Origin of the sequence: Lysinibacillus capsici, from assembly GCF_020217405.1 — a bacterium.
GTDB classification, from domain to species: Bacteria; Bacillota; Bacilli; order Bacillales_A; family Planococcaceae; genus Lysinibacillus; species Lysinibacillus capsici.
In genome coordinates, this window is record NZ_CP084108.1 from 2,805,213 (window position 1) to 2,830,094 (window position 24,882).

Here is a 24,882-nt window from a genome sequence, read left to right on the forward strand (position 1 = left end):
ATTATAATCAGGAAGTATTTCAATGCTCATCGAAGTATGGATTACAACTCAATTGAAAGATTTTATAAGATTTCGTAAGGAAGAGGATAGTATTAAAAAATCTTACCTCCAAAATACAAAAGCAAAGAGGTAAGATACTATGGATTATTTATTTTGCATAAACGATCTGACGTTGTCTACGATTTCCTCCGATTTTGTATGGTGTAAGTAATGATCCCCATCCAGTGTGATTACTTTGCCGTATACGGAATGTTTGACTTGTTCTTCATGCAGCGGTATCCAGTTCTTTTCAACTCCACCACTTTTCGCTTGGACAAATAAGAGAAGAGGTAAATCTTTAGGGAATGTAAGAGTTTTGGCTGCCGTGAAATTTTTGCTAATATGCTCTAATTCATTTGAAGTGCTTGTATTATAAAAGTTTTTGAGTGTAATCATCCTAATTTGCTCTTTTGTGTCGTCATCATACGGAAGACCTGCATAGGGATCATCTGAAAATTTTATAAGAATTCTTGCAATCCCTGATTTTTTTAGCAGCTGTAACGACTTAATTGGAAACTTCGTGTCCATACCACCCTGTGTAGGGACACTGCTATCAATCCCGACAAATCCAGTTACCTCATTGGGATATTTATTAACATAATCGAGTCCATAGATGCCTGCTATCGAATGGCCCATTAGCATATACCGATCAATCTTTAACTCCTGTAAAGCTTCATGGATTTCACTCACAATATTCTCTGTGCTTCGTTCTTTAGCTGTATCCTCACTTAAGCCATAGCCAAAGGGCTCTATTGAAACGATTTTATAATAGGGAGCTAGTTCATCTATCAATGGCTTAAAATCAAGCGTCGGTGCTGCAGTCCCAAAGCCAGGTAGTAATACGATGGTTTCAGTACCCTTTCCTTGAATAGTGACATTCATCTTTTCCCCATTAACGGAGACGAGCTGACCGTAGGGTTCTACTTTTCCTTGCTCTATTTTGTTGCAAATAATGTTTATTGTAAAAACAATGACAAGTAACCCCACAATTGATATACCAAGGACTGCCATTGATTTCAGTAAAACACGCATAAATTTTTTCATGTTTGATGCACGAGGGGGATTCACCTTTACTCGTGCCTCCCTCCTTTACTACGATTATTCCAGCTACTTTTGAGCTGTTAGTGTTACTATAAAGGAGAGAGATGTCTTCCGCATGACGACAAGATGAACACAAGATGAACAACAAAAAAATGTTACGACAAACATTCTCTCTTTAATTTAAGGTGATAGGTAATCTGACAATCATTGTCGTCCCATGCCTAAGCTCACTCTCGACTTCAATTTCTCCTCGATGTAGCGAGACGATTTGCTTTACGAGAGCAAGCCCCATCCCACTGCCGTCATACTTGTGACTATGGGAACGATCAGCCTTGAAAAACCGTTCGAATATACGTTGCTGATCCTCTAAAGAAATCCCAATGCCTCTATCCGTTATTCGGACTGTCACATGATTTGCACTTTGCTTCATGCTGATCTCAATCGTAGCATTAGCATTTGAAAATTTAATACTATTCGTAAGAATATTTGTCCATACCTGATGTAATTGATCGTAATCAGCCATGAGGCGAACAGCCTTCAACTGAAGCTCAAAATCAATATTACGAGAGGACCATTGAGGCTGGAGGGAGACTATAACACGTCTAATTTGTTCATCTAGACTGAACGTATCGAGAAGCATTGGCTGTGTCTTTGATTCTAGTAAGCTCAGCTTTAAAAGGCTATCACTCATCTTAGACATTCGATTGGCCTCTGAAATGATGATATCAAGATAACGGCGTTTCTCGTCATCCGTTACATCGACTTGTTTCAGTGCTAATGCGTAACCAGAAATGGAGGTAAGTGGAGATTGCACCTCATGAGACACATTTGATACAAAATCCCTCCTCATTTGCTCTAGCTGCTGTAACTCCTCCGCCATGTCTTCAAAGCTTTTAGCCAACGTACCTAACTCCCCTGATTGCTTAATATTTAATTCGACATTGAAATCACCACCAGCAATATGTTTAGTGGCTTGTGTTAGTTTTTTGATTGGCTTGACTAAAAACATCGCTGCAACTAAAAACACAACGCTTCCAATAATAAGGGCATAAGTAGCAAAATTCAAAATCAACTTAATGGAAAAAGAGGTTGAAGGTAAAGAAATCGTTTGGATAAACATCGCTCTCGTTCCTATTTCAGTTGTTAGAGGTATGCCGACAAGTATGGATGAAATACCACTTGGAATTACTTGAATGACCTCTCCATCCAGAACAGCTTGCACTTGTTCCATTGTTACAGGGGCTAACTGATTGCCATGAAGCTTTCCGTAAGACGTAAACTGCCCTGTTTCTTCATAAATGCGAATATGATAGGATTCCAGCTGATGCATATCACGTATAAAACGATCTGCTTCATGATATGGCAATGTATCAAAAATTTGTACCATGTCTTGTCCAAAATTTAATAAGGGAATTTGCAAGTTTTCATTTAATTTATCTTTAAATACCCATGTTGCCATGAAAAAAGAGATAACCGTTCCCCCAATGACAGCAACTAGAAAGATTAAAACGACGCGTGTATATAAAGATTTAATCATTCCTCAACCTCAAGCCTATAGCCCAGACCCCTTATTGTGTCGATATGAAAATCAGTGATGGTGTTGAAGCGCTCACGCAGGCGCTTAATATGTACATCGATGGTTCGATTATCTCCCGCATAATCAATCCCCCAAATTTGATCGATCAGTTGTTCTCTTGTATAGACTTGTCCAGGTGTTTCTGCAAGCTTATATAATAATTCAAATTCCTTGAGTGGTAGTGAAATAACATCTTTTCCTCTCATTACTTTATAGGTCTGACGGTCCAGCGTGACTTGACCAAGTTGAATGGTCTGCGAATGGCCAATTCTGTAGCGCTTTAAAAGTGCCTTTACACGTACAGTTAGCTCTAACGGATCAAATGGCTTTGTTAAATAATCATCCGTTCCAAGCTCAAAGCCCTTCACTTTTTCCCATGTCTCTCCTCTTGCAGTCAGCATCAGTAGAGGAAGATCCGTATTCATTTTGCGGAGCTCCTTACATAGTGTCCAGCCATCCATCGTTGGCATCATAATATCCAGTACAACAAGATCAATAGGTGCTGAGCCGTAGATGGCTAATGCTTCTTTACCATCTCCTGCCTCCATTGTAGTGAACCCGTCTTTGCGCAGAAAAAGGCAAACAAGTTCACGAATGTTCGCATCGTCATCCGCAACAAGTATCGTCTTCATACATTCGTTCCCCTCTTTTCGAATCTATTATTCACCCACATTATACTATATAGTTTCTTTACTTCTCCCCTACCACACCTCACGATTAATTGCTGTGTCCTAAAAGTAAAAAACCACTTCCTAAAAAACATAAAGGAAGTGGTTCTAATCAAGCAATTAGCTTTGCAAACCATGCAACGTAATGAGCCCCTGGAATCAATAATAACTGTGCCACAATGGTTCCTAAAAATCTGGAAAACATCATCATAACAGACATTCTTTTCAGGTCTAGATAGCTTCCTCTCTTATTGATCACATCATCTGCTAGAATGGATATTTTCGGGTCAATGAATAGGATTAATAGTATTGTTGCAATGCCATTAATTAATCCAGATGCCATAACAGCCGTAGTCTTTAATTCTGGTACTAATAATGTGGCATACAATGCAGATAAAACGCCAATCGTATAGATAGCTGTAATGACAATATTGATGACAAATAATTTAATCGGGATATCCTGTAGACGAATGCCTTTTAAATAACTAAAATTTGGTGTATGAATATGCTTAATCCCCCGTCTTACATAGTCAAATGTAAAGCCCTTTTTCAATAAAGACGGGATTGAACCTCTTTCCTCAGCCAAATGAACGATAGCTCTTGAAAAAATGGCTACAAAGGTGGGGATAAGTAAGATTCCTACTATTGTTCCAAGCGAAGCCGCGCCAATAATTAGTCGAAATTGATGTTCTACAAATGTCATGGCATTATCCGTAGGTGCTGTATCAACAAGGCTCCCTGTAAATGGTTGTTGCATCATATTTGCTAACCTCGACACCATGACCATTACATTAAAAAGAGATAAAGCCGATGCTAGTAATTTGACACGTGCTCCTGATAAACGTACGGCATAGGCAAGCGTTTCAATCGCATGAATGATTAAAATAAATAAATAAAGCAATCATGATTAATTTTTCTGTTATTAAATCCACATATGTACCTACTCTTCGCTTTCTAACGATTTAATAATATTGTAACGCTTATGCAATAAAATAGTTCCAATTGAAAAAATGTGATGTCAACGGTAGAAAATGCAATTTTAAAAGGCGAGGGGTTGATTTCGTTCCGCCAGTGTCCTTTCCAGGGGCCCCGCTTCACTCACTTCCGTTCGCTCCAGGGTCTCCTCTGTGACGCTGACTCCTCCCCAATCAACCATTCTACAAAAGTGTCTTTCCTCTTTCATACTAGCAGTAGTGAGAAGTGATGAGTGACTACCCTCGCCATAAAAAGTAGTGAACACCTTTGTTTTATTTAATAAATTTTTCTAAAATGGAGGGCTACTTGAATCTTCTGGGATAGCGATACAGGTAAACCCCTAAACGGAGCTGTGTTCGCCAAAGAGGAAAGCAAGTAACCTGCACGGAAATCCATTTTTACCTTTTACAACAGCTCTATTGATGGTTTTGTTTTTCAACACTATGAAAAAAACTCACCCTAAGAAAGGGTAAGTTTTTGTTACTGCTATAGTTGCTTTACCATCAATTTTAATCGATCATCCTGTGACATCTCTTCCGTCAGCAGCGTTTCTACATCCACCCAAGATAATCATGCGGATTCCACCAAGCACGTAAAGAATCTTCCCCGAAGTCATTTTTTTTGGCGCTAGAATGATGACGAATAACGGTTTCCTCAAAAGATAAATCAAAATAATAAGTATTGGCCTTCTGATCATAGAAGTGGATTAAATCTTTTAACATAGCTCCATAACGACTGGTATACTATTCCTTCTACAATGACAACTTCACAACGACCTTTACCATCCTCTGCGATTTGCCGAATTAATTCAATAGAAAGATTGCCTTCTCAATCATGCACCTTTAACATATCACGTCGGACAACATCTTGCGCAATCAAAAGTGTACGATGTCCAACATAATCCTGAAGTTTCTTTGCAATGGTCGTTTTCCCACTATCTGAATTTCCTCGGATAATAATTAGCATAGATTAAGCTGCTCTTCTAGACCAAATGACAACAGGAATCAATACTAACGACAATAGCCCTCCTGCTAGGGACAACACTGCATAGCTTGAATTCGCCACTACCATACCTGATAGCGCACCACCTGATGCACCTGCCAATGCCACAAAGACATCCATTTTCCCCTGTGTTTTTGCACGGGTAGAAGGCTCCGTCGCATCAACAATTTGAGCAGTTCCACTAATTAAGCCGAAGTTCCAACCTAATCCCAGTAAAGAAAGTGCCACAATGAGTAACACCATGGAATCGCTTGGTGCAAATGCAGCCACTACGCCAGCGAGTAGTAGCGTAATACCTGAAGCAATACTCATTGCCGTACGTCCGATTTTATCAACAAGCATACCTGTGACGAGTGATGGCAGATACATAGCACCTACATGAAACCCTATCACAATACCAACCTCAGCTAATCCATGTCCATGATGTTTCATATGTACAGGTGTCATTGTCATGATGGCCACCATGACAATTTGTGTCAGGACCATAACTGTTGCTCCTACCGCTAGGCCTCTTTTATTGCTTGATATAGGCATGGATGGTGTTTGATTTTCTTTGTTCATTTTTTGCTTATGTGCCTCTATGGCTTTCGCTATCTCTAGAGGGTCAGGACGCAACATAGTAAATAATACAAGCCCCGCCATAATAAAAGCCAAAGCAGATAATAGAAATGGACCCGCTAGAGCTGGAATACCGATAGACAGGGCCACTTTTCCCATCCATTCTACTAAATTTGGACCTAAAACAGCACCAAACGTGGTCATAAGCATGGTTGTACTGATTGCTGTAGCACGTTGCTTATTATTGGCTAAATCTGTCCCGGCATAGCGTGCCTGTAAATTAGTTGCCGTACCAGCTCCATAGATTAATAGAGAGGCAAACAATAACACAATACTATTCATTAAAGTAGCAAGGACTACACCTATTGCACCAAGTCCACCCACTATAAAACCTGTTGATAAGCCTATGCGGCGACCATAACGCTGTGATAGTTTTCCTACAATGAAAGCCGCGACCGCAGAGCCTAATGTAAATAATGCAGAGGGTACACCCGCATAGGCATCCGTTCCAAGCATTTGTTGTGCCAGTAGAGCGCCTACAGTAATACCCGCCGCAAGTCCAGCTCCACCAAAAATTTGGGATAAGCTAACAACTATCAGTACATGCCTATATAGGTTTTTGAGTTTTTCTGGTGACTCAATATAGGACACAATTGACTCTTGAGATTTTTCAACCATTTTTCAACCTTCTTTCTCTATGTATATCAAACAAGATTACTTGAATTAATGAAGAAGGAACCGTCTCCATCTAGACAGTTCCTTTCCTATGCTACCACCTTTTTATACCTCTACCGTACTTCCCAATTGGTGTCATGCATAAAGGACATGCTATTAATGTGCATGCATAACGACTTTCTTTTTCTTAGCGTAAAATAAGAAAGTAGTGGTTAAACTTAAGCTTATGATTCCGAAAACAAGTCCCATACCACTTAAACCAATTACATCTAGCATCATGCCTGTCGATAAAAGCACGATTTGAAAGACGACGGAATCAATCATGTTGCGGAATGAGAAAAAGCGTCCATGGAACTGTTTGGGGACTTGCTTTTGGAAGATTACCATTGTTGTTGGAAAAAAACAGCCAACTGAAAAGCCAAAAACGCCAAATGCCACTAAAGCGAAAAATGGAATATCTGCCAGTAATAATAGGAGCTCCATTGAGCCGATAATAAAGGCTAATGAAAAAAGCAGTGTACCCATTTGTACACGGTCAGCAATCATTTTCAAACCAGCTGCACCAAGCATAAATCCGATACCTTCCACCGTATACAATAATCCTGAAATTGTGGTAGATTGATGAATTTCAGCTATTTTCATAATTACTAAATTAAAAGAGCCTAAAAATAATGTAGGAATTAACATTAAGACAAGGGTCATCAAGACGACTGGATGCTCTTTGATCATCGGTAACACTTCTTTAAAATTCCCTTTTTCTTTGTTTGTCATCGTTTCAGTAGATGCTTCATCCAATTGCAATAAACTAGTAATGACAAACATGCCTAAATAGACAATAAATGAAATAATATATAACCATTTTAACTCAAAAAAACTGAGCATAAACCCGGCAGCGGCTGTACCGATGATCCTTGAAATGGTTCTCGCATTCATTTGCCAAGCATTTAATGTAATTAAATCCTGTTCCTTCGCAATCATGGGAATAATAGATTGCAAGGCAGGCATATAAAATGCTGCTGCTATCTGCAGTGTGATTAAAAATAGAATCATCCAAATGACCGAATTAGTATAAAGTGCCATAAACATAAATAAAACACTGATGATGCGTCCAATACTCGCCAACTGGACAACCGTTTTTTTCTTCGATTGGTCAATGATACGCCCTGCCATTGGACCAACGACTAAGCCTGCTAAAATACCACAAGAAATAATTAATGATTTGTGAAAGTCAGAAGGTACTACCTCTTGCATAAAGGCTAAATTGCCAATAATGCCAGCCCATAAGCCGAGACCTACGACAAATTCACCTAATAAAATAATCCATACGTTTCGATTTCTCCACATGCTGTTCTCCTTGTTGCTATCATAAAATTTATCGTAACAAAATTTTAAATATTCGTACATAAAAATATAGAAAAATTTGCTAGATGCTATGCTACACTTTCTCTTTCTAGTTTATCTTAACGAGTATACTATTTTTCCTAGAAGGCGTACTCATTCAAAAGTTTGAACTTGCCCCCAATAGAAAAAACATCGTTTGATGAGCGTATCAAACGATGTTTTTCGTTAAGAGGTTTCTAGTTTATGAACAAGTGCTTTCTTTCTACGCTCAACGATTTTTTGACAGATGAACGTCACGATAAAAATGAAGCCGACTGTTGTCGCCATCATACCTGCTATAGAGGTATCCCAGAATTTCGCTAAATAATAGCCAATGACGGAAGCAGCAGCTCCAAAGAGCATACTATAGACAAACATTTGCTTAATCGTCTTGCTGATTAAATAGGAAGTTGCAGCTGGTCCAATTAACATGGCAACCACTAAAATGGCCCCTACACTATCAAAAGCTGCCACTGTTGTAAACGAAATCGATGTCATAAAGCCATAATGAAGAAAGACAACAGGAATGCCAATGGTTGCTGCATACACAGGGTCAAACGTCGCAAGCTTCATTTCTTTAAAGAATAGAAGTAGGAACCCAATATTAATGACGAGGACGAGCAAGAGCATCCATACTGCCTTAGGCATTGCCAGCCCAAGCAATGTCCATTGATCCCAAGGAACAAAAGCAATTTCTCCCATTAAAACATGCTCAACATCTAAGTGCACATTGCCTGCAAATAAGGTGATAAGGAGAACACCTGCTGCAAATAGAGATGTAAACACTACGCCTATCGCTGCGTCTTCTTGAATACCAGAAGAATGTAATAATTGCACAAGATAGGCTGTTAAAATCCCTGCAAACGCAGCACCTACCAACATCCAAAAGCCATTCAACGTTTGGGTAATAAGGTAGGCCATCACGATACCAAAGAGTACTGTATGACTGATCGCATCTGCAATCATGGACATTCTACGCAAGATGAGGAAGACACCTGCAATTCCACAAGTTATCCCAACTAACAGTCCCGTGAATACAACCCAAAATTCGATCATCTTACATCACCCTGCTTTCGAAATTGCATTTTCCTACGATATTTACTAATTTGACCAGTTGGACTTATAAAATACGAAATAAAGAATATACCTGCTGCCACTAAGACAATTATCGGACCCGTCGATAACCCTGTTCGAATTGCACTAATAAAGGTTCCAGTTATGCCAGCGATACCTCCAATCGCAGCACTTAAAATGAGCATTGTGCTCAATTTTTTTGTCCATAGCCTGGCACTGGCAGCAGGAATAATTAATAGAGCTGACATTAAAATAACGCCAACAGCTTGTATACCTGTAACAATTGTCATAACAATTAAAACCGTTAATGTTGCCTTTAAAGCCTCTATTGGTAAGCCAATCCCTTTTGCATAAACAGGATCAAAGATCAGTAGCTTCCATTCCTTATAAAGCAAGAGACTAACTACAATAATGATGGTTGCACTAATAAAGAGCCACATTAAATCTGCCTTGGTCATCGTCGCTGCTTTACCGAAGATAAAATTATTCAGACCGCTCTGATTCCCCAGTGGGCTACGGTTGACCACTGTTAAAAATACAACACCCACACCAAAAAATACAGTGAGGACTAATCCAATGGCAGCGTCAGCCTTCATTTTTGAAAATGACACAATCCATTGAATACAATACACAGATAATGCAGATGTAATGCCCGCTCCTAGCATTAAAATCGGCAATTCCTTTTGACCTGTTAGCAGGAACGCAAGGGCAATGCCTGGTAATGCTGCATGCGCAGCAGCATCCCCAACTAGACTTTGTTTCTGTAAGAAGGAGAACGTGCCTGTGATGCCTGCTGCAATGCCAAGTAACATCGTTCCACTCAGTACCCACAATAAGTTACCGCTTAACATTATGTCCCTCCTTACACATGCTGCATCATGAAAAGTTTACCACCATATGTTTTTTGTAATTGCTCTGGTGTAAAAACATCTTCCGTTGCGCCTGATGCTAAAATCGTTTTGTTTAATAGAATCGTATAGTCAAAATATTCTTTAACGGTTTGAAGATCGTGATGCACAACAAAAATACTTTTTCCCTGTGCCTTTAAATCCTTTAAAATATCAATAATCGTTTTTTCTGTCGCAGCATCTACTCCTGCAAATGGTTCATCTAAAAAATAGATATCTGCATTTTGTGCAAGGGCTCTAGCCAGGAATACACGCTGTTGCTGACCTCCTGAAAGCTGCCCGATGGAACGCTCTGCAAAATCCTGCATCCCAACACTTGCTAAAGCTTGTCGAGCAACAATTTTATCCTGCCTAGACGGTCTTTTAAATAAACCTGTATGGCCATAACGCCCCATGAGCACCACATCCAACGCATTTGTTGGGAAATCCCAATCCACCGCATTACGCTGAGGCACATAGCCTACTACTAAACTCTTTGGTTCAAACACCTTCCCTAAAATTTCTACCTTTCCTACTTTATTGGGAAGCTGATTTAAAATGGCCTTTAAAAATGTAGATTTCCCTGCACCATTTGGGCCAATAATGGCAGCTAGATGACCTGTAGGCACTGTTACACAGGCATTTTCTAATACTGTTTTTTTATCATACGCCACTGATAGATTTTCCACTGTTAATGCATACATATTCTTCACCTACTTTAATGCATCGACGATCGTGTCGATGTTATGTTGATACATACCTACATACGTACCTTCTGTTGTTCCTTCAGCTCCCATCGCATCGGAGAATAATTCTCCACCGATGACAATGTCGTGGCCTTTCTCCTTAGCCCCTTCAATAACAGCTTTCATCGCCTTATCGGACACACTGGATTCTATAAAAAGAGCCTTAATCTTATTTTCTACTAAGAAATCAACCATCTCCTGAACATCTTTCACTCCATACTCTGAATCCGTACTCAGCCCTTGCAAGCCACGTACTTCAAATCCCTGACTTCTGCCAAAATAATTGAATGCATCATGAGCCGTTACTAATATTCTTTGTTGCTGTGGTATTTCATTCACCCGCTTTTCTGCGTAGCTTTGTAAATCATCCAGCTTTTTCAAGTAAGCTGCTTCATTTGTTTGAAAATCTGCTTTAAATTCAGGGTATTCTTCCTGAAGCTGTGTACTGATTGCCTTGACAACACCTTTCCAAAGCTCAATATCAAACCAAATATGTGGATCATGAAGCATGGCATCCGTATCACTGGCAAGCAGTTGCTTTTCATCTAATGTCTCGCCCACTGCCAAGACCGTTTTATCCTTCGCCATTTGTTCAAATATATCGAGCATTTGTCCTTCTAAATGTAAGCCATTATAAAAAATGACTTCTGCTTTATCCAATTTTGATAAATCACTTTGAGTTGCCTTGTAGAGATGGGGATCTACACCTGGACCCATCAATGCTGATACCTGTAAATGATCACCACTGATTTCTTTTATCGCATCTGCAATTTGTCCAGTGGTTGCAACCACAACGCCTTCTTTTTCACCCTCTGTTTCTGCTGAACAGCCTAATAATAGAAATGAGAGTGATAATACCACCACACCTAACCATTGTTTCATTTTCCTACCTCAACTTTCTCTTTATTAAGCAATTGTTTGAAAAAAGTGCCTAAACTACGAAGTAACCAATTGGCGGACAAGCCGTAAATTGTTTGTCATGCCCGCCCTAGTCGTATTTAACGCCAATATCCCAACTTTTTCCACGCAATACCTTAATTTATATTCATTTTCCTGATAAGCTGGCGCCAGCTCATCCAGAAAAGGATTAACATCATACCTGCGCCTACTGAGTCGGTCAGTTTCCATACGATTGCTAAAATAATTAAAATGGCCATTGGAAGAATCGTCAGCTTGAAATCACCTAAATCTTTCATTCACGCACTCTTCTTTCTTTGGAGATATTTTGTTTCCCTTAGGAAAAATATATGCTTAATACAAATAAAATTCAACTACTTTATAAAAATTTCTTTTAAAAAATTTTTTTCTTATAAAAAAATTAGTTTAGCCCAAACAAAAAACCCCTAATGCAGACATTAGAGATTCTTTTATAAAAATACATAGATTTGTTTTAATATAATTTCATTCTTCTTTTTCCAAAGGCTTTCCTATAAATTCAAATGCATAAATATGTGTTTTCGTTAATTCAATAATGTCCTTGATTAAAGCTTCTTCTGATTTTTCATAGCCACTTGCAATCCATTGCATCATCAATCCATAAAAGCCGTAGGAAGTATAATGCTTGAACATGTTCATGTTGACAGGCTGCTGATTGATCGTCTCAAATTTAAATTGCTCTTGATAAATTTTTGTGATCGTTAAGGGCATACGGGTGTGCAACCCAGGAATCGTATCTTCCACATTCAGCAGCTCGAAAAACAGACGGTGGTTATAAATGTAATGAATAATATTAAAGGATGGTGCTTTCAATTTTGTCGTATATACCTTTTCACCATATAGGTAGGGTTCACCTACTGCCACTTCCAGACCATTCAGCATTTGTTCTAGTAAATTCTCTGCTAGTTCAAATTTATCTTGAAAATGCACATAAAAGGTACTACGGTTATAGCCCGCTCGTTCTACAATATCCTTCACTGTAATGGCTTGAAAACCATGCTGTTTCATTAACTCGACAAACGCTTCATAAAAATGACGGCGGGTTCTTTCTTGTCTTTGTGTCCATTTTGGCAATTTTACTTCCCCCTTTTAGACATTTCAGGCACATATGTCTACTAGTTAGATATTTACTACGACATTAATGATTGTTTCCGTTTTCAGGCGTTTTACAATAAAAGTACACCGTGATTTACACAGTGTGCAAGAAAAAAGATTGTTTAAGGGAGTTGTCATGTATGAGGAAATTACAAGATAAAGTCGCAATTATCACAGGTGGTGCTTCTGGTATCGGTGCTGCAACAGCCCAATTATTTGTAGCAGAGGGAGCAAAAGTCGTGCTTGTAGACCTAAACGAGGAAAAAGGCCAAGCATTTGCAGCTGAACTACAGGCAACAGGCGCAGAAGCCATGTTTATCAAAGCAAACGTAACGGATGAACAGGAAGTAGCAGCTATTTATCAAACAACTATTGAGGCATTTGGCAAAGTCGATGTCCTTTTTAATAATGCAGGGATTGGTCGTGTTACGCCAACTGAGGAGCTTCCTTATACAGAATGGCGTCAAACTGTAAATGTAGACTTAGATGGTGTATTTTTAATGGCGCAGGCTGCCATCAAAGAAATGCTAAAAGCGAATGGTGGTACAATCGTTAATACAGCTTCGATGTATGGTTGGGTTGGCTCGCCAGGATCAGCTGCTTATAATGCAGCAAAAGGAGGCGTGATTAATTTAACACGTTCATTAGCATTGGAATTTGCTACGCGAGGGATTCGTGTCAATGCGCTATGTCCGGGCTTTATTGATACACCAATTATCCCAGAAGAAAGTAAGGAGCCATTACGTCAGATCACTCCTATGCAACGACTAGGACAACCAGAGGAAATGGCGAAAGCTGTTTTATTTATGGCATGTGATGATTCGACGTTTATGACAGGGAACACATTAACAGTAGATGGTGGCTACACAGCCCAATAACGACGTTTAAAATAATCGCTTCCCGACAATGGACAGCGATTATTTTTTCACTAGAAAAATTTGCAGTTTTTATCCATTTCCTGCAAACTATTACTAAAGCGAGCAAGAAAGGATGAAGACAACAAATGAAAAAATTAATAGGTACATTATTATTTTCTATTCTGATTATAGCTAGTGCAGGCAATGTACAAGCTGCTGGCTTTCGGGATGTATCAAAGGATCATTATGCCTATGAAGCTATTTTATGGGCAGAAGAATATGATATTGTTAATGGCTTTACAGACGGTACATTTAAACCGAATGCTACCATTACTGAACAGCAATTAGCAAAATTATTAGCCAATTTTTATGAGCTCGAAACGCCCATCGACGAATTAAAAAAGCAAACGCCTTCGGCAAACTGGTCGGATGATTTCTATAACCAGCTCGCAAGCTATGGGGTGCCTTTAAATGGCTATTTTGACAACCGAATCCGAGCGGCTACTGTGAAGCGTGGTGTAGTGGCACAGGCTATTGCTCATTTAGCTAGCGGTAAGAAGGGCTTAAATCAATCTATTCAATTTTTACTTGATACCTATATTTCTTCTGGGCTAAATCCACAGTATGAAGAGCGTAATTTACAAAAGTTTTATGGCGTGACAAGCAACATGACCCGTGCGCAAGTTGTCACGATGCTCTATCGTATGGATGAACGAAATTATTATGAAATTTCAGCAGATGCACAAGCAATTCATGAGAATGCCAACAACGTATCTTTAAATAATAGGGCAAAAAATGCTCAAAATCAGCTCGACAAATCATTACAGCAGGCTACTCCTAGTAAAAGCGCATGGGAAGGTGTGTATACCTATTACTATAAATGGGGTAAGGGTACAAATGAGTTTAACCGCCGTGATGCGATAATCTCCAATGCCACAAACAAGAGCTTTTCTATTGCTTTAACAGCGAATGATGGCACTGCTTCAGGTAGTGTAAACGGCACAGCCACAATCACAAGCAATACGAAAGCCCTTATGAATACATCCTCGAATGGCAATCGTTGTGTTGTCGAGTTTGAACGTTTATCCAATAATGCCTTAAAGGTGTCCGAGATTGATTGTCATGCTGAACGTAATGAAGGCACCAATTTTTCGGGTACCCTCAAGCAGCAATAATTTGTAAAAGAGTCTGATTCATTCAGGCTCTTTTTTCATCCTAAAAAGCTTCATAGCTATGTTTGGCGATGGCAATAAAATCTTCGAGACAAGGATGCATATGCTTATCTTTATGCCATGCAATATCTGTATAAATCGGCGCTAAATCAACTGTGGATGGTACTTCCATTAATTGCCCGCTTTCCAGCTCTTTCTCTACAACCATTTTAGGTAAAAATGTAATTCCTAACCCTGCCATCACACATTGCTTGATCGCTTCAATACTGGCAAATTCAATCATTTGTAAGGGCTTGACACCCTCTTGCTGTAGCTGTGCCTCTAAATGATTACGATAGGAGCACCCTGTTTCTGTTAACAGCATCGTTTCAGTTGATATTTGTTGAGCCGATAGAGGCTGACTAATTTCTTTGGCGGCACTCACAAAAACAAGCTGTTCCTGAATCAATCGCTCTCGCTTGAGCATGGCAGTTTCCTGATAAATGTCCGTTATCAATGCAATATCAAGTTTACCAGCTTGTAATAAATCCTTTGCAATAGCTGTTGTATGAACTGGCTTAAAAATGATTTTCACTTGCGGGTGTGCTTGTTGAAATTGCTGTAAAATAATTGGTAGTCGATAGACACACTGACTTTCTTGAGCCCCAATTTTTAAGACGATTTGTTCGGGCTCAGTGGACATAGCTTTTTTCAAATCACGATCTAGCTCTAGCATTTTTTTAGCATACTGTTGTAGACGGTTACCCTCTTCTGTCAGGACAATACGTTTTCCTAGGCGCTCAAAAAGAATAACACCCAATTCCTGCTCTAATGTTTTAATTTGGGCAGTGATACTTGATTGAGCGTAGTCAAGAAGCTGTGCTGTCTGAGTAAAGCTTAAGGTCTCAGCTGCCGTTAAAAACGTCTGAAGTTGCTTCATATCCATTCACTCAACCCCTTTAATTCAATTTTACTGATACATTTTTATCGATAGTAAATTTTACACTAGTTAGTAACTAAGTGAAAGGAACACAAGCTAGTGAACAAAGTAATAATGAAACGATGGAGCCAAGCCTGTTGCCATTCAAATTTAAATAAAAAAACTTATTTGGGTCATAATAGTTTCCAAATAAGTCTTTTGATCTTGCTATTAATTACTCGTTCCCTGCTAATTCTTTTTTTAGAAGATTAGCTGCAGATAACACTTTTAAATCTTGTAGAATGTCGCCTGGCTTGTTTCCTTGTCCTACAATATAAGCTTCAAATTTTGTCCCAATAAAGTCAAATATATATTGAAATTGCTGAATCATGGGTAACCCTTTTATATATGGCTCATCTCCACCAACTGCAATGACATATGCTTTTTTAGAAGACATCAGGGCCTTAAAATCAGGATAATCTGGATCCCTTAAAGTTTGCGACCATCGATCAATAAAATTCTTCATTATTCCTGTCATGCTATACCAATAAATAGGCGTAGAAAAAATAAGAATATCATGCGGAAGTATGCGGTCAATGATGGCGTTATAATCATCGTTAATATTAGAAAAGCCCTCCTCAGTATGACGCTTATCCATGATCGGCTGAATTAAAAATTCCTTTAAATAAATTTCCTCTACCATTAGGCCTTGAGTAACTAATTTTGTTAATGTCTCTACATTCCCATCAGGACGATTTCCACCGTAAATAACTGCTATTGACATTTAGTATCCCTACTTCCTTAAAGTTTTAACTAGTGTCCCCGTATATCAATAGCTTATTATGATTTCACAAATCGATAAAGATGATTATTTCGATATAATAAATCGAAAAATTCGATTACAATTAGCATGCATACTTAATATGTTCAATTAAACTAGGATAAAAAATGAAATCAATAGTTAGTTATAACCCCTCTAAATTATCCAACAAACTATACCCATATTTAGCAAATTGTTGTTTGACTTGGTTAATACAATATTCAATTCGTTTCTTTTTTTCTTCTTCAGAATATCCTATTGGGTTTTTTACACACGCACCCAAATCAATCCATTTCAAAGTGCTATTTACCGTATCCCAGTATATATGTTCAAATTTAAAATCAAAATCATATCTGTCTACATTCATCATATCTTTTTTTGCTTCAATCATTTTCAAAACAATTTCTTTTAATTCGTTGTTAGTTATGCCTTCTTTTAAAACCTGTGATAAAGTTTTACCATTCACTTTTTCTAAAAATAAAAACTCCCTTTTTTTATATGCATAAATTTTAGGAAAATAAGGACTACTGTTTAACTCTAACAATGCGTAAATATCGTTATCCCCTTTTCCTTCAGATAAAAATTTTTTCAATATAATTCCTTTGTTTTTCATTTCATAAACAATTGACCGTTTTCGATGTAATTGAATGATTTCAACTTCTTTACTCAATATAAGATTATATTCATATAAATAAATAGATTCTTTAGTCTCTTCTGGTAGATCATAAAAATAATTTGTGACAAGCAAAACTTGATTACTCCTTTCATCATAAGAAGATTCGACAAAAAGAGCTTATTCCCTTTATATTTCCATTATTTCTACATTCAAAAAAGTGAATACATTTTAATCATTGGATAAGAAGAATTGGATGAAAGGTCACCTAACTTTACAAAAAACCCAAACTACACAGAAGCTCATAACACTTCATTAGTTTGGGTTTCTTTATAAATAAATTTTCTTTTCAAAGCACGCTTTCTATCAAATATTATAGATACTTTAACTATATTCTTTTAGGCCTTCCAATGAAAATCCAAATTACCAGGAACAAACTATATATAAATGGCATATAGAAAATACTCCCTGCATCTGCTCCATTCTTGATAGCGATTCCTATAAAAGCCCAAATAATTACTAATGGAAAAAATACATCTTGCTTATAAACACGTATAAAAGTAGCTAGCACAGTCGCAAGAATAAGTAATAACTGTGCCCATATTTCCTCCGAGAGCCCAAACCCATCCCACTCATAATATTTAAGCACAAAGCTAATATTAGCCATCAACGCCACACTAATCCACCCTAGATATACAGAAAATGGAAGCCTCCCTGAAAAACGATTATCCTCTTTCGGGTAACTTACATACAGAAAAATTATATGAACCAATAAGCCGACCATAATAACAATGGACGTTATAAACAATTCATAATGCCAGCTCAACAACCATGCGATATTTAATAATGCAGTGATTACAAAGAGACCAAGCTTGCTATTTATACGATTAGTAGTTGAAGATCGAAATTGTTGTACAAGCCAAATGAATAATAAAAAATAAATCAAGCCCCAAATACTAAAAACATAACCCGCTGGAATAAACAATACATCTACCTGATTAGAAATTTCACCTGTCTTTTTCCCATTAATCCCCACCGTGCTAGCTAGTCCATTAATAATAACCATGGCGAAATAATTTATGAGTGCAAGCCATTTCATGTTCTTTCCCCCTCTCATTTACATCATCTAATTCAATATATTCATTACCCATTCCAACTTATAATTACTCCGCTTACATAACATGAATAAATTATTTAAAGCCATTAGCTTATCTATAAAATCGTATAGCCTACTCATTATGGTATGGAAGAAAAAACCAACAAATTGTCTCATTAAATTCCCCACCCTTATTTCCTTTTTATTCAATATTCAACCACTATAGTTATACAATTGTTGTACAACTTTTAAATATCTATATTATAATATGAAAAGTTGTAAGGTTTCGGAAAGCACTACGGCACACAAATACTCACAATCATGAATGTTACTAGCTATAGAAAGGCAGGGAAATAATGACACCAACAGATTGGCAATATAATATTACGCAGGTATCTGAAATCACAGGGCTATCCAAACAAGTGATACGTAAATGGGAAGAGCGCTACCAACTTGTTCATCCAAAAAGATTAGAAAATGGACACCGTGTTTATAGTGAAGAGGATGTGCAGCTATATTTAAAAGTACTTAGCCTTTCAAACCAAGGCTATTCTATAAAACAAGCAGTGACAATTGTACTTAGCAATCAAAATGTTTTAGAGGCAGTTACCCCCACAGTGTTGACCATAAGCGACAATGTAGATCATTTCTGTAATCTTTTATTGGAAGAAGGAAGACTTTGCAATGAAGTAGAACTAAATCGACTCCTGCAACAAGCAAATCATTCATTAGGATTAGCAAAATTTCTATCTCATGTGATTATTCCTTTCTTACAAGAGGTAGGAAGATTATGGGAAAAACAGGTATGGACCGAGTATCAAGAATCTGTTACTACAATGATTGTTAGAGATTATTTAGTACAATTAAGACGGAATTACCACTCTAAAGAGGATGCACCACTAATAATGGGCGCATGCTTACCAGGGGAGCATCATGAAGTTCAACTTCATATTTTATTGTTGCAAGCAATGATGACTGGTTGGCGATCATTCCTTGTTGGCAGTTCTCCAGCTGTTGGGGCAATTGAATCTTTAATCATACATTTTAAACCAAAGGTGGTTCTATTATCTGCTATGACTACAAGGCCATTTGAGTTATACCCTACTAGCATTCAGCAATTAGATGACTTCGCTGCAAAACATCCCTCTATTCGATTTTATATGGGGGGTGCTGGCTCTGAAGAGTATTTAAAAACACATTCCTTACATTCTATTGCTATTGCCAGTACTATTGATGAAGTTATAAATAACTTATAAACTCTCACTCTAAATAACATTTATTTTTAGTAGGAGTTTAACGTTTTGGTTAGAACTAGTACTATAAGCAAAAGTTAAAAAGTTTATTAATACTGCTATCCCTGTTTAAATAAGGCATTGTTCTTACAATCTATTTTATTGAGAAGTTCAACGAGAATATCATGGATGAAAGCATTGGTTACACATGCTTTTGTCTATGATTTTTTTTGCACGCAATAGCCATAAAATAATTTTTTAAATTTCAAGAATATATAGTTTGCACATCTTTGTACACTAATTGTATAATCGTTGTATAACTTTTGTACAATCAATAAATATTTTTATCTATTTATAAATCATGACTCAATACAGGTAGTGTTATAAGACTAAATAGCAGATACGGAGGGTTTTCACAATGAAAAAGGAGATTATTGTTATAGGAGCTGGTCCAGGTGGTTTAGCGTCGGCAATGCTGCTTAGCGCTAAAGGATTTAATGTCAAAGTTTACGAGAAACAACCCTATATTGGTGGTAGAACAAGTGAAATAAAGCTAGGAGAATATAAATTTGATATGGGCCCCACATTTTTAAATATGTTTTATATTATTGAAGAAATATTCGAGCTTGCCGGTAAAAATATACATAATTATATAGATCTAGTAAACCTAGATCCAATGTATGAATTAATTTTTCACGATAAGCGCATTAAAATGACTCGTGATCGTGAGGAAATGATTCGTCAAATAAATGAACTATTTCCAGGCAATGAGGGCTCTTTTGAAAAATATATGAAGGAAACTAATCACAAATTAGAAGCGTTAGTACCTGTATTGCAAGCAAGCATGAATCGTTATACAGATTTACTACAACCAAAAGTTTTAAAGGCATTGGGTGAGCTTGAAATCGGTAGATCTTTAATCGATACGCTTTCACGATTTTACAAGCAAGAGGAATTACAACTTGCCTTTACTTTCCAAGCAAAATACTTAGGCATGTCTCCGTGGGAAAGTCCTGGTGCATTTTCCATTCTATCTTTTATTGAGCATGCTTATGGTGTTTACCACATTACAGGTGGCATTAATAAGTTAACACAGGCAATGGCAAAGGTTGTACGAGAAAATGGTGGCGAGATCTACACGAACTGTGGCGTTTCAAAGCTCTGGTTGGATGGTCGAAAGGTAAAGGGTGTCATTTTAGATAATGGCGAAAAAATAGCATCGAATGAAGTAATAATAAATAGTGATTTTGGTCATGCGATGACTCATTTAGTCGAGCCTGGTGTTCTTAAAAAATACACTAAAGAAAAGTTAGAGAAGAAAAAATACTCTTGCTCTACTTTTATGCTTTATCTAGGTGTCAATAAAAAATTTGATTTGCCCCATCATACGATTTGGTTTGCAAAAAATTACCGAAAAAATGTTGAAGAAATTACTAACCATAAATTGTTGTCGGATGATCCATCTATCTACATTCAAAATGCAGTTGTAACAGATCCAACAGTTGCCCCACAAGGGAAATCAACGCTATATGTATTAGCACCAGTACCTAATAATTTCAGTCATATTGAGTGGGATACCTGTGAACAAGATTATCGTAACATGCTAATTGGGTTAATTGAGGACAAACTTGGCATTGAAAATCTAGAGCAATACATTGAAGAAGAACACATAATTTCACCGAAAAATTGGGAAGAGAATTTAGGTGTATATAAAGGAGCAACTTTTAACCTAGGTCATCAGCTTACACAGATGCTGACATTCCGCCCTCACAATAAATTTGAAGAATTAAAAAATAGCTGGTTAGTTGGAGGTGGTACACATCCAGGAAGTGGTTTACCGATTATCTTGGAGTCTGCCCGTATTACTTCTAATGGAATTCTACAAAAGCATGGTCTAGCACAATTAGCAGTGAAACCTTTACCTAAAATAGATCTCTTTAATACGGAACTCCATAACAAACCTAGTGAAAAAGTAATGTTGCATATCTAATAATCATTAAGTATGAATTAAATTTAGCTTAGCTACCTAATATAAGGATTTGAAAATATGAATATTCAGACAAAACATATGAATGAAAATGCAATTGTAGATTCAATGAAAAAAAATTTAGCCCTCGTAGAGTTTAACTTGAATAGAAAAGTGATTTGGGCTAATAAAAAATTTGCAGAGGTTCTAGGATATCAGGTGGATGAAGTTATTGGGATGGGTCATGAAAAGTTTTGTAAACCGGATTTTATACAAAGCCCAGACTATCATCTCCTATGGCAAGGTTTATTAAATGGAGAAAAATATGAAGGAAAAATTGAAAGAATAAGTAAAATGAACGATTCTATATGGCTTGAAGCAACTTACCTCCCCATTTTCAATGACAATAATAAGGTAAGTTCCATATTAAAAATTTCAACAGATATTACAAATCGAGAATTCAATACTTTAGAGATTATTGCTAAACTAAAAAGTATGCCTCAGGAGTTAGTAGAAATTGTTGTATCCAATTCAGAAGAAAACATAAAAGCCGTAGCATCACTTGCCAAAGAAGTTGACGCAATTAGAGATACTGTAAAAGTGATTCATACTATCGCTAAACAAACAAATGTCCTAGCACTGAATGCCGCAATAGAGGCTGCTCGTGTTGGTGAAAAAGGTCGCGGTTTTAAAGTCGTAGCAGAAGAGGTACGAAAATTAGCACTGAATGTGGATAAGGCACTTCGAAATATCGAATATAATGTAATGACTATAGAAAGTGATACGGAAAAGGTCGATAATATTACACATGATTTGAAGAAAGTTGTAACAGAAACTCACAATGAATTTAATAAAGCCATTGATAGATTCGAAAAAATGCTTTAACTAGTCAATAATACAGCAGCTAAAGTTCTCAATAGATATTTGAGAGCTTTAGCTTCTTTTTTCTAACTAATTAATATCACTATAAATTATATTCTACTAACAATATCCTTATTATTTAATGGTATTTTTTCATTTTTTCAAACCACCCAAATGCTATCTCAGCCTCTATACATTCATTGTCCTGTGTAACTAAAAAAATTACAAATGATTCACCAGATGGAAAAATAAATTTTCCATCTTCATCGCTTACTAAAGTACTTTGTGGTGGAACAATTCGTTTAAACGCATTTACTCCTTTATAGGGGTGCCCTTCAACAAGTTCAGCAAATTCAATTTTAACGTCTGGATTTGGTGGTGGATAAATGGCTGTATTAGTAGGCGTTACATTTTTAGAAATCATTGAATCCCCAGGAGGGATTGCATTAAACCAAATTTCAGCCAGAATAGGTTGTTTAGAATAATTAGTAATGGTAAACGCATTTACAAACAAATCCACATTAGAATATTTAGGATTACTTAAGCTTCCCCACGCATTTCTTCCTTTTTTTAAGGTAATTAATTCGGTTTGCCCAACAAAATATTGACCTAATAATGATTCATATAAAGGAGTAGGAATACTAACTATTTTCATAAATCGATCATTATTTTTCATTGTCAATCTCACCCCCTTTTATATATTAATGTATGTATTTTTAGTAGGGATGTTTAGACGAAAATATCTTACAAATAAGAGGTTGAAATAATCAACACGCAATCCTTAATTTTACGACTAATTCCATATTACAATGACTTGTAAGCATGTTTATAGTTCGTAAATGATGGTGAATGAGAGCTAGCACTAAATAAGCAATAGAAGAAAACGACCTAAAAGCTTAATGAAAGCTACTAGGTCGTTTTTTTATCTATGCTTCTACTGAGATATGCTGGAAGGTTGTCACATCAAATAATCCTGTATCTGTTAGCTTTAAAGCAGGAATAACTGGTAATGCCACAAAAGAAAACGTTAGTAGAAAATGGAAATCTAATATTGGATTAAGCGTCTTTAATGCCCTGTGCAAGCCTGCTAGCTGCTCCTTTGCCTGTTGAGCTGGTACATCTGTCATCAAGCCACCAATGGTTAATGGCATCTCCGCTAGAATTTGGCCATCCGCAACGATCACAAAGCCCCCTTGGATTTCCTGAATGCGTGTAAGCGCCAGGACCATATCCTCATCATTTGTTCCTACAACAAGGGCATTATGGGAATCATGAGCTACTGTTGTGGCTACTGCTCCTTTTTGTAAGCCAAAGCCTTTAACAATTCCTAAACCTGTCGTGTGTAGCTGATGATGACGTTCGATGACGGCTAGTTTCAGTAGATCTTGTTCTACAGAAGGGACGAAAAAACCATCCTTTACAGGTACATCCATTATTACATGATTGGTAATTAGCTGATTCGGCACAATCTCCATTACATTCGCCTTTGTACCCTTTGTGAATGCTAGTTGTAGCCTATCCTTTGTAATGGTTGGTAAATGGACAGATTGATGGATATGAGCAGGCACAACTGGCTCTTGACGATTTGTCAGCATTTTACCACTTTCAGCCACTTTCTGCCCATTTTTCCATACGGCCTTTGCCTGCATTGTTGACAAATTCTCTACTAACACAAAATCTGCCTTATAGCCTGGTGCAAGTACACCTCGATCTAATAAACGATAGCATTCTGCGGTGTTAACGGTTGCTAACTGGATTGCTTGCAATGGTTGCATCCCTTCAGCTATTGCCATGGCGATATCATAATTGATGCTGCCTTCGTCAATTAACTCATCCACATATTTATCATCTGTACAAAAACCAAAGCGACGAGCATTATGTGACTGGACAGCTGGCAATAAGTCACGTAAGTTTTTCGCGGCTGAGCCCTCTCGGATTAGCACATACATCCCCTGCTCTACACGATCAATGGCCTCCTCAGCCGTTACACACTCATGATCTGTGTGAATACCCGCAGCTCGATAGCCTGTAATTTGCTCGCTTTGTAAGCCTGCACAATGCCCATCAATGACTAAATTTGCTTCCTGTGATAATAAAATTTTCTGAAGCATGTCCTCTTGCCCATTTAATACCGCTGGGAAATCCATGACCTCAGCTAATCCTCGAACCTGTTCATGTGGTAGAAATGGCGCCAAATCCTTAGCTGTTAGTGTAGCGCCTGCATTTTCAAACTGTGTACCTGGCACACTTGATGGCAGCATCACAAAAATATCCATATCTGCCTTTTGTGCATCATCGAGCATAAATTGAATGCCTTCCGCTCCTGCGACATTGGCGATCTCATGAGGATCTGTCATCACCGTTGTAATCCCATGAGGAAGTAAAACACGACTAAATTCCCCTGGTGTCAACATAGAAGACTCAATATGTATATGACCATCAATTAAACCAGGAATGACATAGCCTCCTGCCGTATCCTCTTCCTGTTTAGCATGAAACTTATTCGTGCGATCTAGAGCAACAATCATACCATTTTTCACGACGATATCTGCTTTTTGCCATGTTAACGAAAAAACATCCGCAATTTGCGCATTTCTCAGTATAAAATCTGCCTCTAATTTTCCTTGAGAGGATAATACATTTTGTGTTAGCTGCTGTAAATTTATCGACATAACCTATACTCCCTTTTCTTTTAAGAACTATCATGCCAAAAAG

Annotated in this window: 23 protein-coding genes and 1 pseudogene; 5 read left to right on the plus strand and 19 right to left on the minus strand. The window is 37.5% G+C overall.

What is annotated here, in order from left to right; translation table 11 throughout:
• Positions 1-144: 144 nt before the first annotated feature.
• The 13 genes and pseudogenes from LCP48_RS13870 to LCP48_RS13930 all read right to left on the minus strand — a co-directional run bounded on the left by LCP48_RS13870 (position 145) and on the right by LCP48_RS13930 (position 12,631).
• Positions 145-1,107 carry an alpha/beta fold hydrolase gene (locus tag LCP48_RS13870; protein WP_004230631.1) on the minus strand — a complete coding sequence of 321 codons (963 nt, stop codon included), beginning with the start codon at positions 1,105-1,107 and terminating at the stop codon, positions 145-147.
• Between the two features lie 148 nt (positions 1,108-1,255).
• Positions 1,256-2,617 (minus strand): sensor histidine kinase, encoded by a 1,362-nt coding sequence (locus LCP48_RS13875; RefSeq protein ID WP_004230632.1) that lies wholly within the window; start codon positions 2,615-2,617, stop codon positions 1,256-1,258.
• Positions 2,614-3,288 (minus strand): response regulator transcription factor, encoded by a 675-nt coding sequence (locus LCP48_RS13880; protein ID WP_216486028.1) that lies wholly within the window; start codon positions 3,286-3,288, stop codon positions 2,614-2,616. The genes LCP48_RS13875 and LCP48_RS13880 overlap by 4 nt, the downstream gene beginning before the upstream one ends.
• Before the next feature lie 148 nt (positions 3,289-3,436).
• A complete protein-coding gene (locus tag LCP48_RS13885) occupies positions 3,437-4,225 on the minus strand; it encodes a lipid II flippase Amj family protein (RefSeq protein ID WP_216486030.1) in 789 nt (262 codons plus the stop codon).
• Positions 4,226-4,785: 560 nt separating this feature from the next.
• Positions 4,786-5,265, minus strand: a pseudogene (locus LCP48_RS13890) (kinase).
• Positions 5,266-5,268: 3 nt separating this feature from the next.
• Entirely contained in the window at positions 5,269-6,537 is a 1,269-nt protein-coding gene (locus LCP48_RS13895) for an MFS transporter (RefSeq protein ID WP_004230637.1), read from the minus strand.
• Positions 6,538-6,690: 153 nt separating this feature from the next.
• Positions 6,691-7,878 carry an MFS transporter gene (locus tag LCP48_RS13900; RefSeq protein WP_004230646.1) on the minus strand — a complete coding sequence of 396 codons (1,188 nt, stop codon included), beginning with the start codon at positions 7,876-7,878 and terminating at the stop codon, positions 6,691-6,693.
• 222 nt (positions 7,879-8,100) lie between these two features.
• Positions 8,101-8,970: a metal ABC transporter permease gene (locus LCP48_RS13905; RefSeq protein ID WP_004230650.1), complete on the minus strand. Its 870-nt coding sequence runs from the start codon at positions 8,968-8,970 to the stop codon at positions 8,101-8,103.
• Positions 8,967-9,839, minus strand: a complete 873-nt coding sequence (locus LCP48_RS13910) for a metal ABC transporter permease (protein WP_216486032.1) — start codon at positions 9,837-9,839, stop codon at positions 8,967-8,969. The genes LCP48_RS13905 and LCP48_RS13910 overlap by 4 nt, the downstream gene beginning before the upstream one ends.
• Positions 9,840-9,850: 11 nt before the next feature.
• Complete coding sequence (locus tag LCP48_RS13915) at positions 9,851-10,579, minus strand: metal ABC transporter ATP-binding protein (protein WP_004230653.1); 729 nt, start codon at positions 10,577-10,579, stop codon at positions 9,851-9,853.
• Positions 10,580-10,588: 9 nt separating this feature from the next.
• On the minus strand, positions 10,589-11,503 hold the full coding sequence (locus LCP48_RS13920; RefSeq protein ID WP_004230655.1) for a metal ABC transporter solute-binding protein, Zn/Mn family: 915 nt from the start codon (positions 11,501-11,503) through the stop codon (positions 10,589-10,591).
• Positions 11,504-11,655: 152 nt separating this feature from the next.
• Entirely contained in the window at positions 11,656-11,817 is a 162-nt protein-coding gene (locus LCP48_RS13925) for a hypothetical protein (protein WP_004230657.1), read from the minus strand.
• A 205-nt stretch (positions 11,818-12,022) separates the two neighbouring features.
• Complete coding sequence (locus tag LCP48_RS13930) at positions 12,023-12,631, minus strand: TetR/AcrR family transcriptional regulator (RefSeq protein ID WP_202341097.1); 609 nt, start codon at positions 12,629-12,631, stop codon at positions 12,023-12,025.
• A 161-nt stretch (positions 12,632-12,792) separates the two neighbouring features.
• Here LCP48_RS13930 and LCP48_RS13935 point away from each other — a divergent pair, with 161 nt between their 5' ends.
• Both LCP48_RS13935 and LCP48_RS13940 read left to right on the plus strand, forming a co-directional pair.
• Entirely contained in the window at positions 12,793-13,530 is a 738-nt protein-coding gene (locus LCP48_RS13935) for an SDR family NAD(P)-dependent oxidoreductase (RefSeq protein ID WP_004230659.1), read from the plus strand.
• Between the two features lie 125 nt (positions 13,531-13,655).
• Entirely contained in the window at positions 13,656-14,684 is a 1,029-nt protein-coding gene (locus LCP48_RS13940) for an S-layer homology domain-containing protein (RefSeq protein WP_225340289.1), read from the plus strand.
• Between the two features lie 40 nt (positions 14,685-14,724).
• On the opposite strand, the gene LCP48_RS13945 is transcribed toward LCP48_RS13940, so the two are convergent.
• The 4 genes from LCP48_RS13945 to LCP48_RS13960 form a co-directional block, all read right to left on the minus strand.
• A complete protein-coding gene (locus tag LCP48_RS13945; RefSeq protein ID WP_004230666.1) occupies positions 14,725-15,606 on the minus strand; it encodes a LysR family transcriptional regulator in 882 nt (293 codons plus the stop codon).
• A 208-nt stretch (positions 15,607-15,814) separates the two neighbouring features.
• Positions 15,815-16,363 (minus strand): flavodoxin family protein, encoded by a 549-nt coding sequence (locus LCP48_RS13950; RefSeq protein WP_004230668.1) that lies wholly within the window; start codon positions 16,361-16,363, stop codon positions 15,815-15,817.
• Between the two features lie 181 nt (positions 16,364-16,544).
• A complete protein-coding gene (locus LCP48_RS13955) occupies positions 16,545-17,147 on the minus strand; it encodes a hypothetical protein (RefSeq protein WP_004230670.1) in 603 nt (200 codons plus the stop codon).
• 253 nt (positions 17,148-17,400) lie between these two features.
• On the minus strand, positions 17,401-18,111 hold the full coding sequence (locus LCP48_RS13960) for a TspO/MBR family protein (RefSeq protein ID WP_225340290.1): 711 nt from the start codon (positions 18,109-18,111) through the stop codon (positions 17,401-17,403).
• 353 nt (positions 18,112-18,464) lie between these two features.
• On the opposite strand from LCP48_RS13960, the gene LCP48_RS13965 reads away from it, so the two are divergent.
• From LCP48_RS13965 to LCP48_RS23430, 3 genes are all read left to right on the plus strand, one after another.
• Positions 18,465-19,364, plus strand: a complete 900-nt coding sequence (locus tag LCP48_RS13965; protein WP_004230677.1) for a MerR family transcriptional regulator — start codon at positions 18,465-18,467, stop codon at positions 19,362-19,364.
• Between the two features lie 394 nt (positions 19,365-19,758).
• Entirely contained in the window at positions 19,759-21,330 is a 1,572-nt protein-coding gene (locus tag LCP48_RS13970) for a phytoene desaturase family protein (RefSeq protein ID WP_004230679.1), read from the plus strand.
• Between the two features lie 57 nt (positions 21,331-21,387).
• On the plus strand, positions 21,388-22,191 hold the full coding sequence (locus LCP48_RS23430) for a methyl-accepting chemotaxis protein (protein WP_288584739.1): 804 nt from the start codon (positions 21,388-21,390) through the stop codon (positions 22,189-22,191).
• A 115-nt stretch (positions 22,192-22,306) separates the two neighbouring features.
• Here LCP48_RS23430 and LCP48_RS13985 read toward each other — a convergent pair whose 3' ends face one another.
• A complete protein-coding gene (locus LCP48_RS13985) occupies positions 22,307-22,843 on the minus strand; it encodes a DUF6143 family protein (protein WP_004230683.1) in 537 nt (178 codons plus the stop codon).
• 250 nt (positions 22,844-23,093) lie between these two features.
• Complete coding sequence (gene ade / locus LCP48_RS13990; protein ID WP_225340291.1) at positions 23,094-24,839, minus strand: adenine deaminase; 1,746 nt, start codon at positions 24,837-24,839, stop codon at positions 23,094-23,096.
• Between the last annotated feature and the right edge of the window lie 43 nt (positions 24,840-24,882).

Bases quoted from the DNA above. Each gene is read 5' to 3' on its own strand.
- LCP48_RS13920 (WP_004230655.1), bottom strand. From the start codon at position 11,503: ATGAAACAATGGTTAGGTGTGGTGGTATTATCACTCTCATTTCTATTA.
- LCP48_RS13985 (WP_004230683.1), bottom strand. From the start codon at position 22,843: ATGAAAAATAATGATCGATTTATGAAAATAGTTAGTATTCCTACTCCT.
- LCP48_RS13940 (WP_225340289.1), top strand. From the start codon at position 13,656: ATGAAAAAATTAATAGGTACATTATTATTTTCTATTCTGATTATAGCT.
- LCP48_RS13905 (WP_004230650.1), bottom strand. From the start codon at position 8,970: ATGATCGAATTTTGGGTTGTATTCACGGGACTGTTAGTTGGGATAACT.
- LCP48_RS13895 (WP_004230637.1), bottom strand. From the start codon at position 6,537: ATGGTTGAAAAATCTCAAGAGTCAATTGTGTCCTATATTGAGTCACCA.
- LCP48_RS13880 (WP_216486028.1), bottom strand. From the start codon at position 3,288: ATGAAGACGATACTTGTTGCGGATGACGATGCGAACATTCGTGAACTT.
- LCP48_RS13915 (WP_004230653.1), bottom strand. From the start codon at position 10,579: ATGTATGCATTAACAGTGGAAAATCTATCAGTGGCGTATGATAAAAAA.
- LCP48_RS13970 (WP_004230679.1), top strand. From the start codon at position 19,759: ATGAAAAAGGAGATTATTGTTATAGGAGCTGGTCCAGGTGGTTTAGCG.
- LCP48_RS13875 (WP_004230632.1), bottom strand. From the start codon at position 2,617: ATGATTAAATCTTTATATACACGCGTCGTTTTAATCTTTCTAGTTGCT.
- LCP48_RS13910 (WP_216486032.1), bottom strand. From the start codon at position 9,839: ATGTTAAGCGGTAACTTATTGTGGGTACTGAGTGGAACGATGTTACTT.
- LCP48_RS13945 (WP_004230666.1), bottom strand. From the start codon at position 15,606: ATGGATATGAAGCAACTTCAGACGTTTTTAACGGCAGCTGAGACCTTA.
- LCP48_RS13900 (WP_004230646.1), bottom strand. From the start codon at position 7,878: ATGTGGAGAAATCGAAACGTATGGATTATTTTATTAGGTGAATTTGTC.
- LCP48_RS13950 (WP_004230668.1), bottom strand. From the start codon at position 16,363: ATGTCAATAGCAGTTATTTACGGTGGAAATCGTCCTGATGGGAATGTA.
- LCP48_RS13960 (WP_225340290.1), bottom strand. From the start codon at position 18,111: ATGAAATGGCTTGCACTCATAAATTATTTCGCCATGGTTATTATTAAT.
- LCP48_RS13935 (WP_004230659.1), top strand. From the start codon at position 12,793: ATGAGGAAATTACAAGATAAAGTCGCAATTATCACAGGTGGTGCTTCT.
- LCP48_RS23430 (WP_288584739.1), top strand. From the start codon at position 21,388: ATGAATATTCAGACAAAACATATGAATGAAAATGCAATTGTAGATTCA.
- LCP48_RS13925 (WP_004230657.1), bottom strand. From the start codon at position 11,817: ATGAAAGATTTAGGTGATTTCAAGCTGACGATTCTTCCAATGGCCATT.
- LCP48_RS13965 (WP_004230677.1), top strand. From the start codon at position 18,465: ATGACACCAACAGATTGGCAATATAATATTACGCAGGTATCTGAAATC.
- ade (WP_225340291.1), bottom strand. From the start codon at position 24,839: ATGTCGATAAATTTACAGCAGCTAACACAAAATGTATTATCCTCTCAA.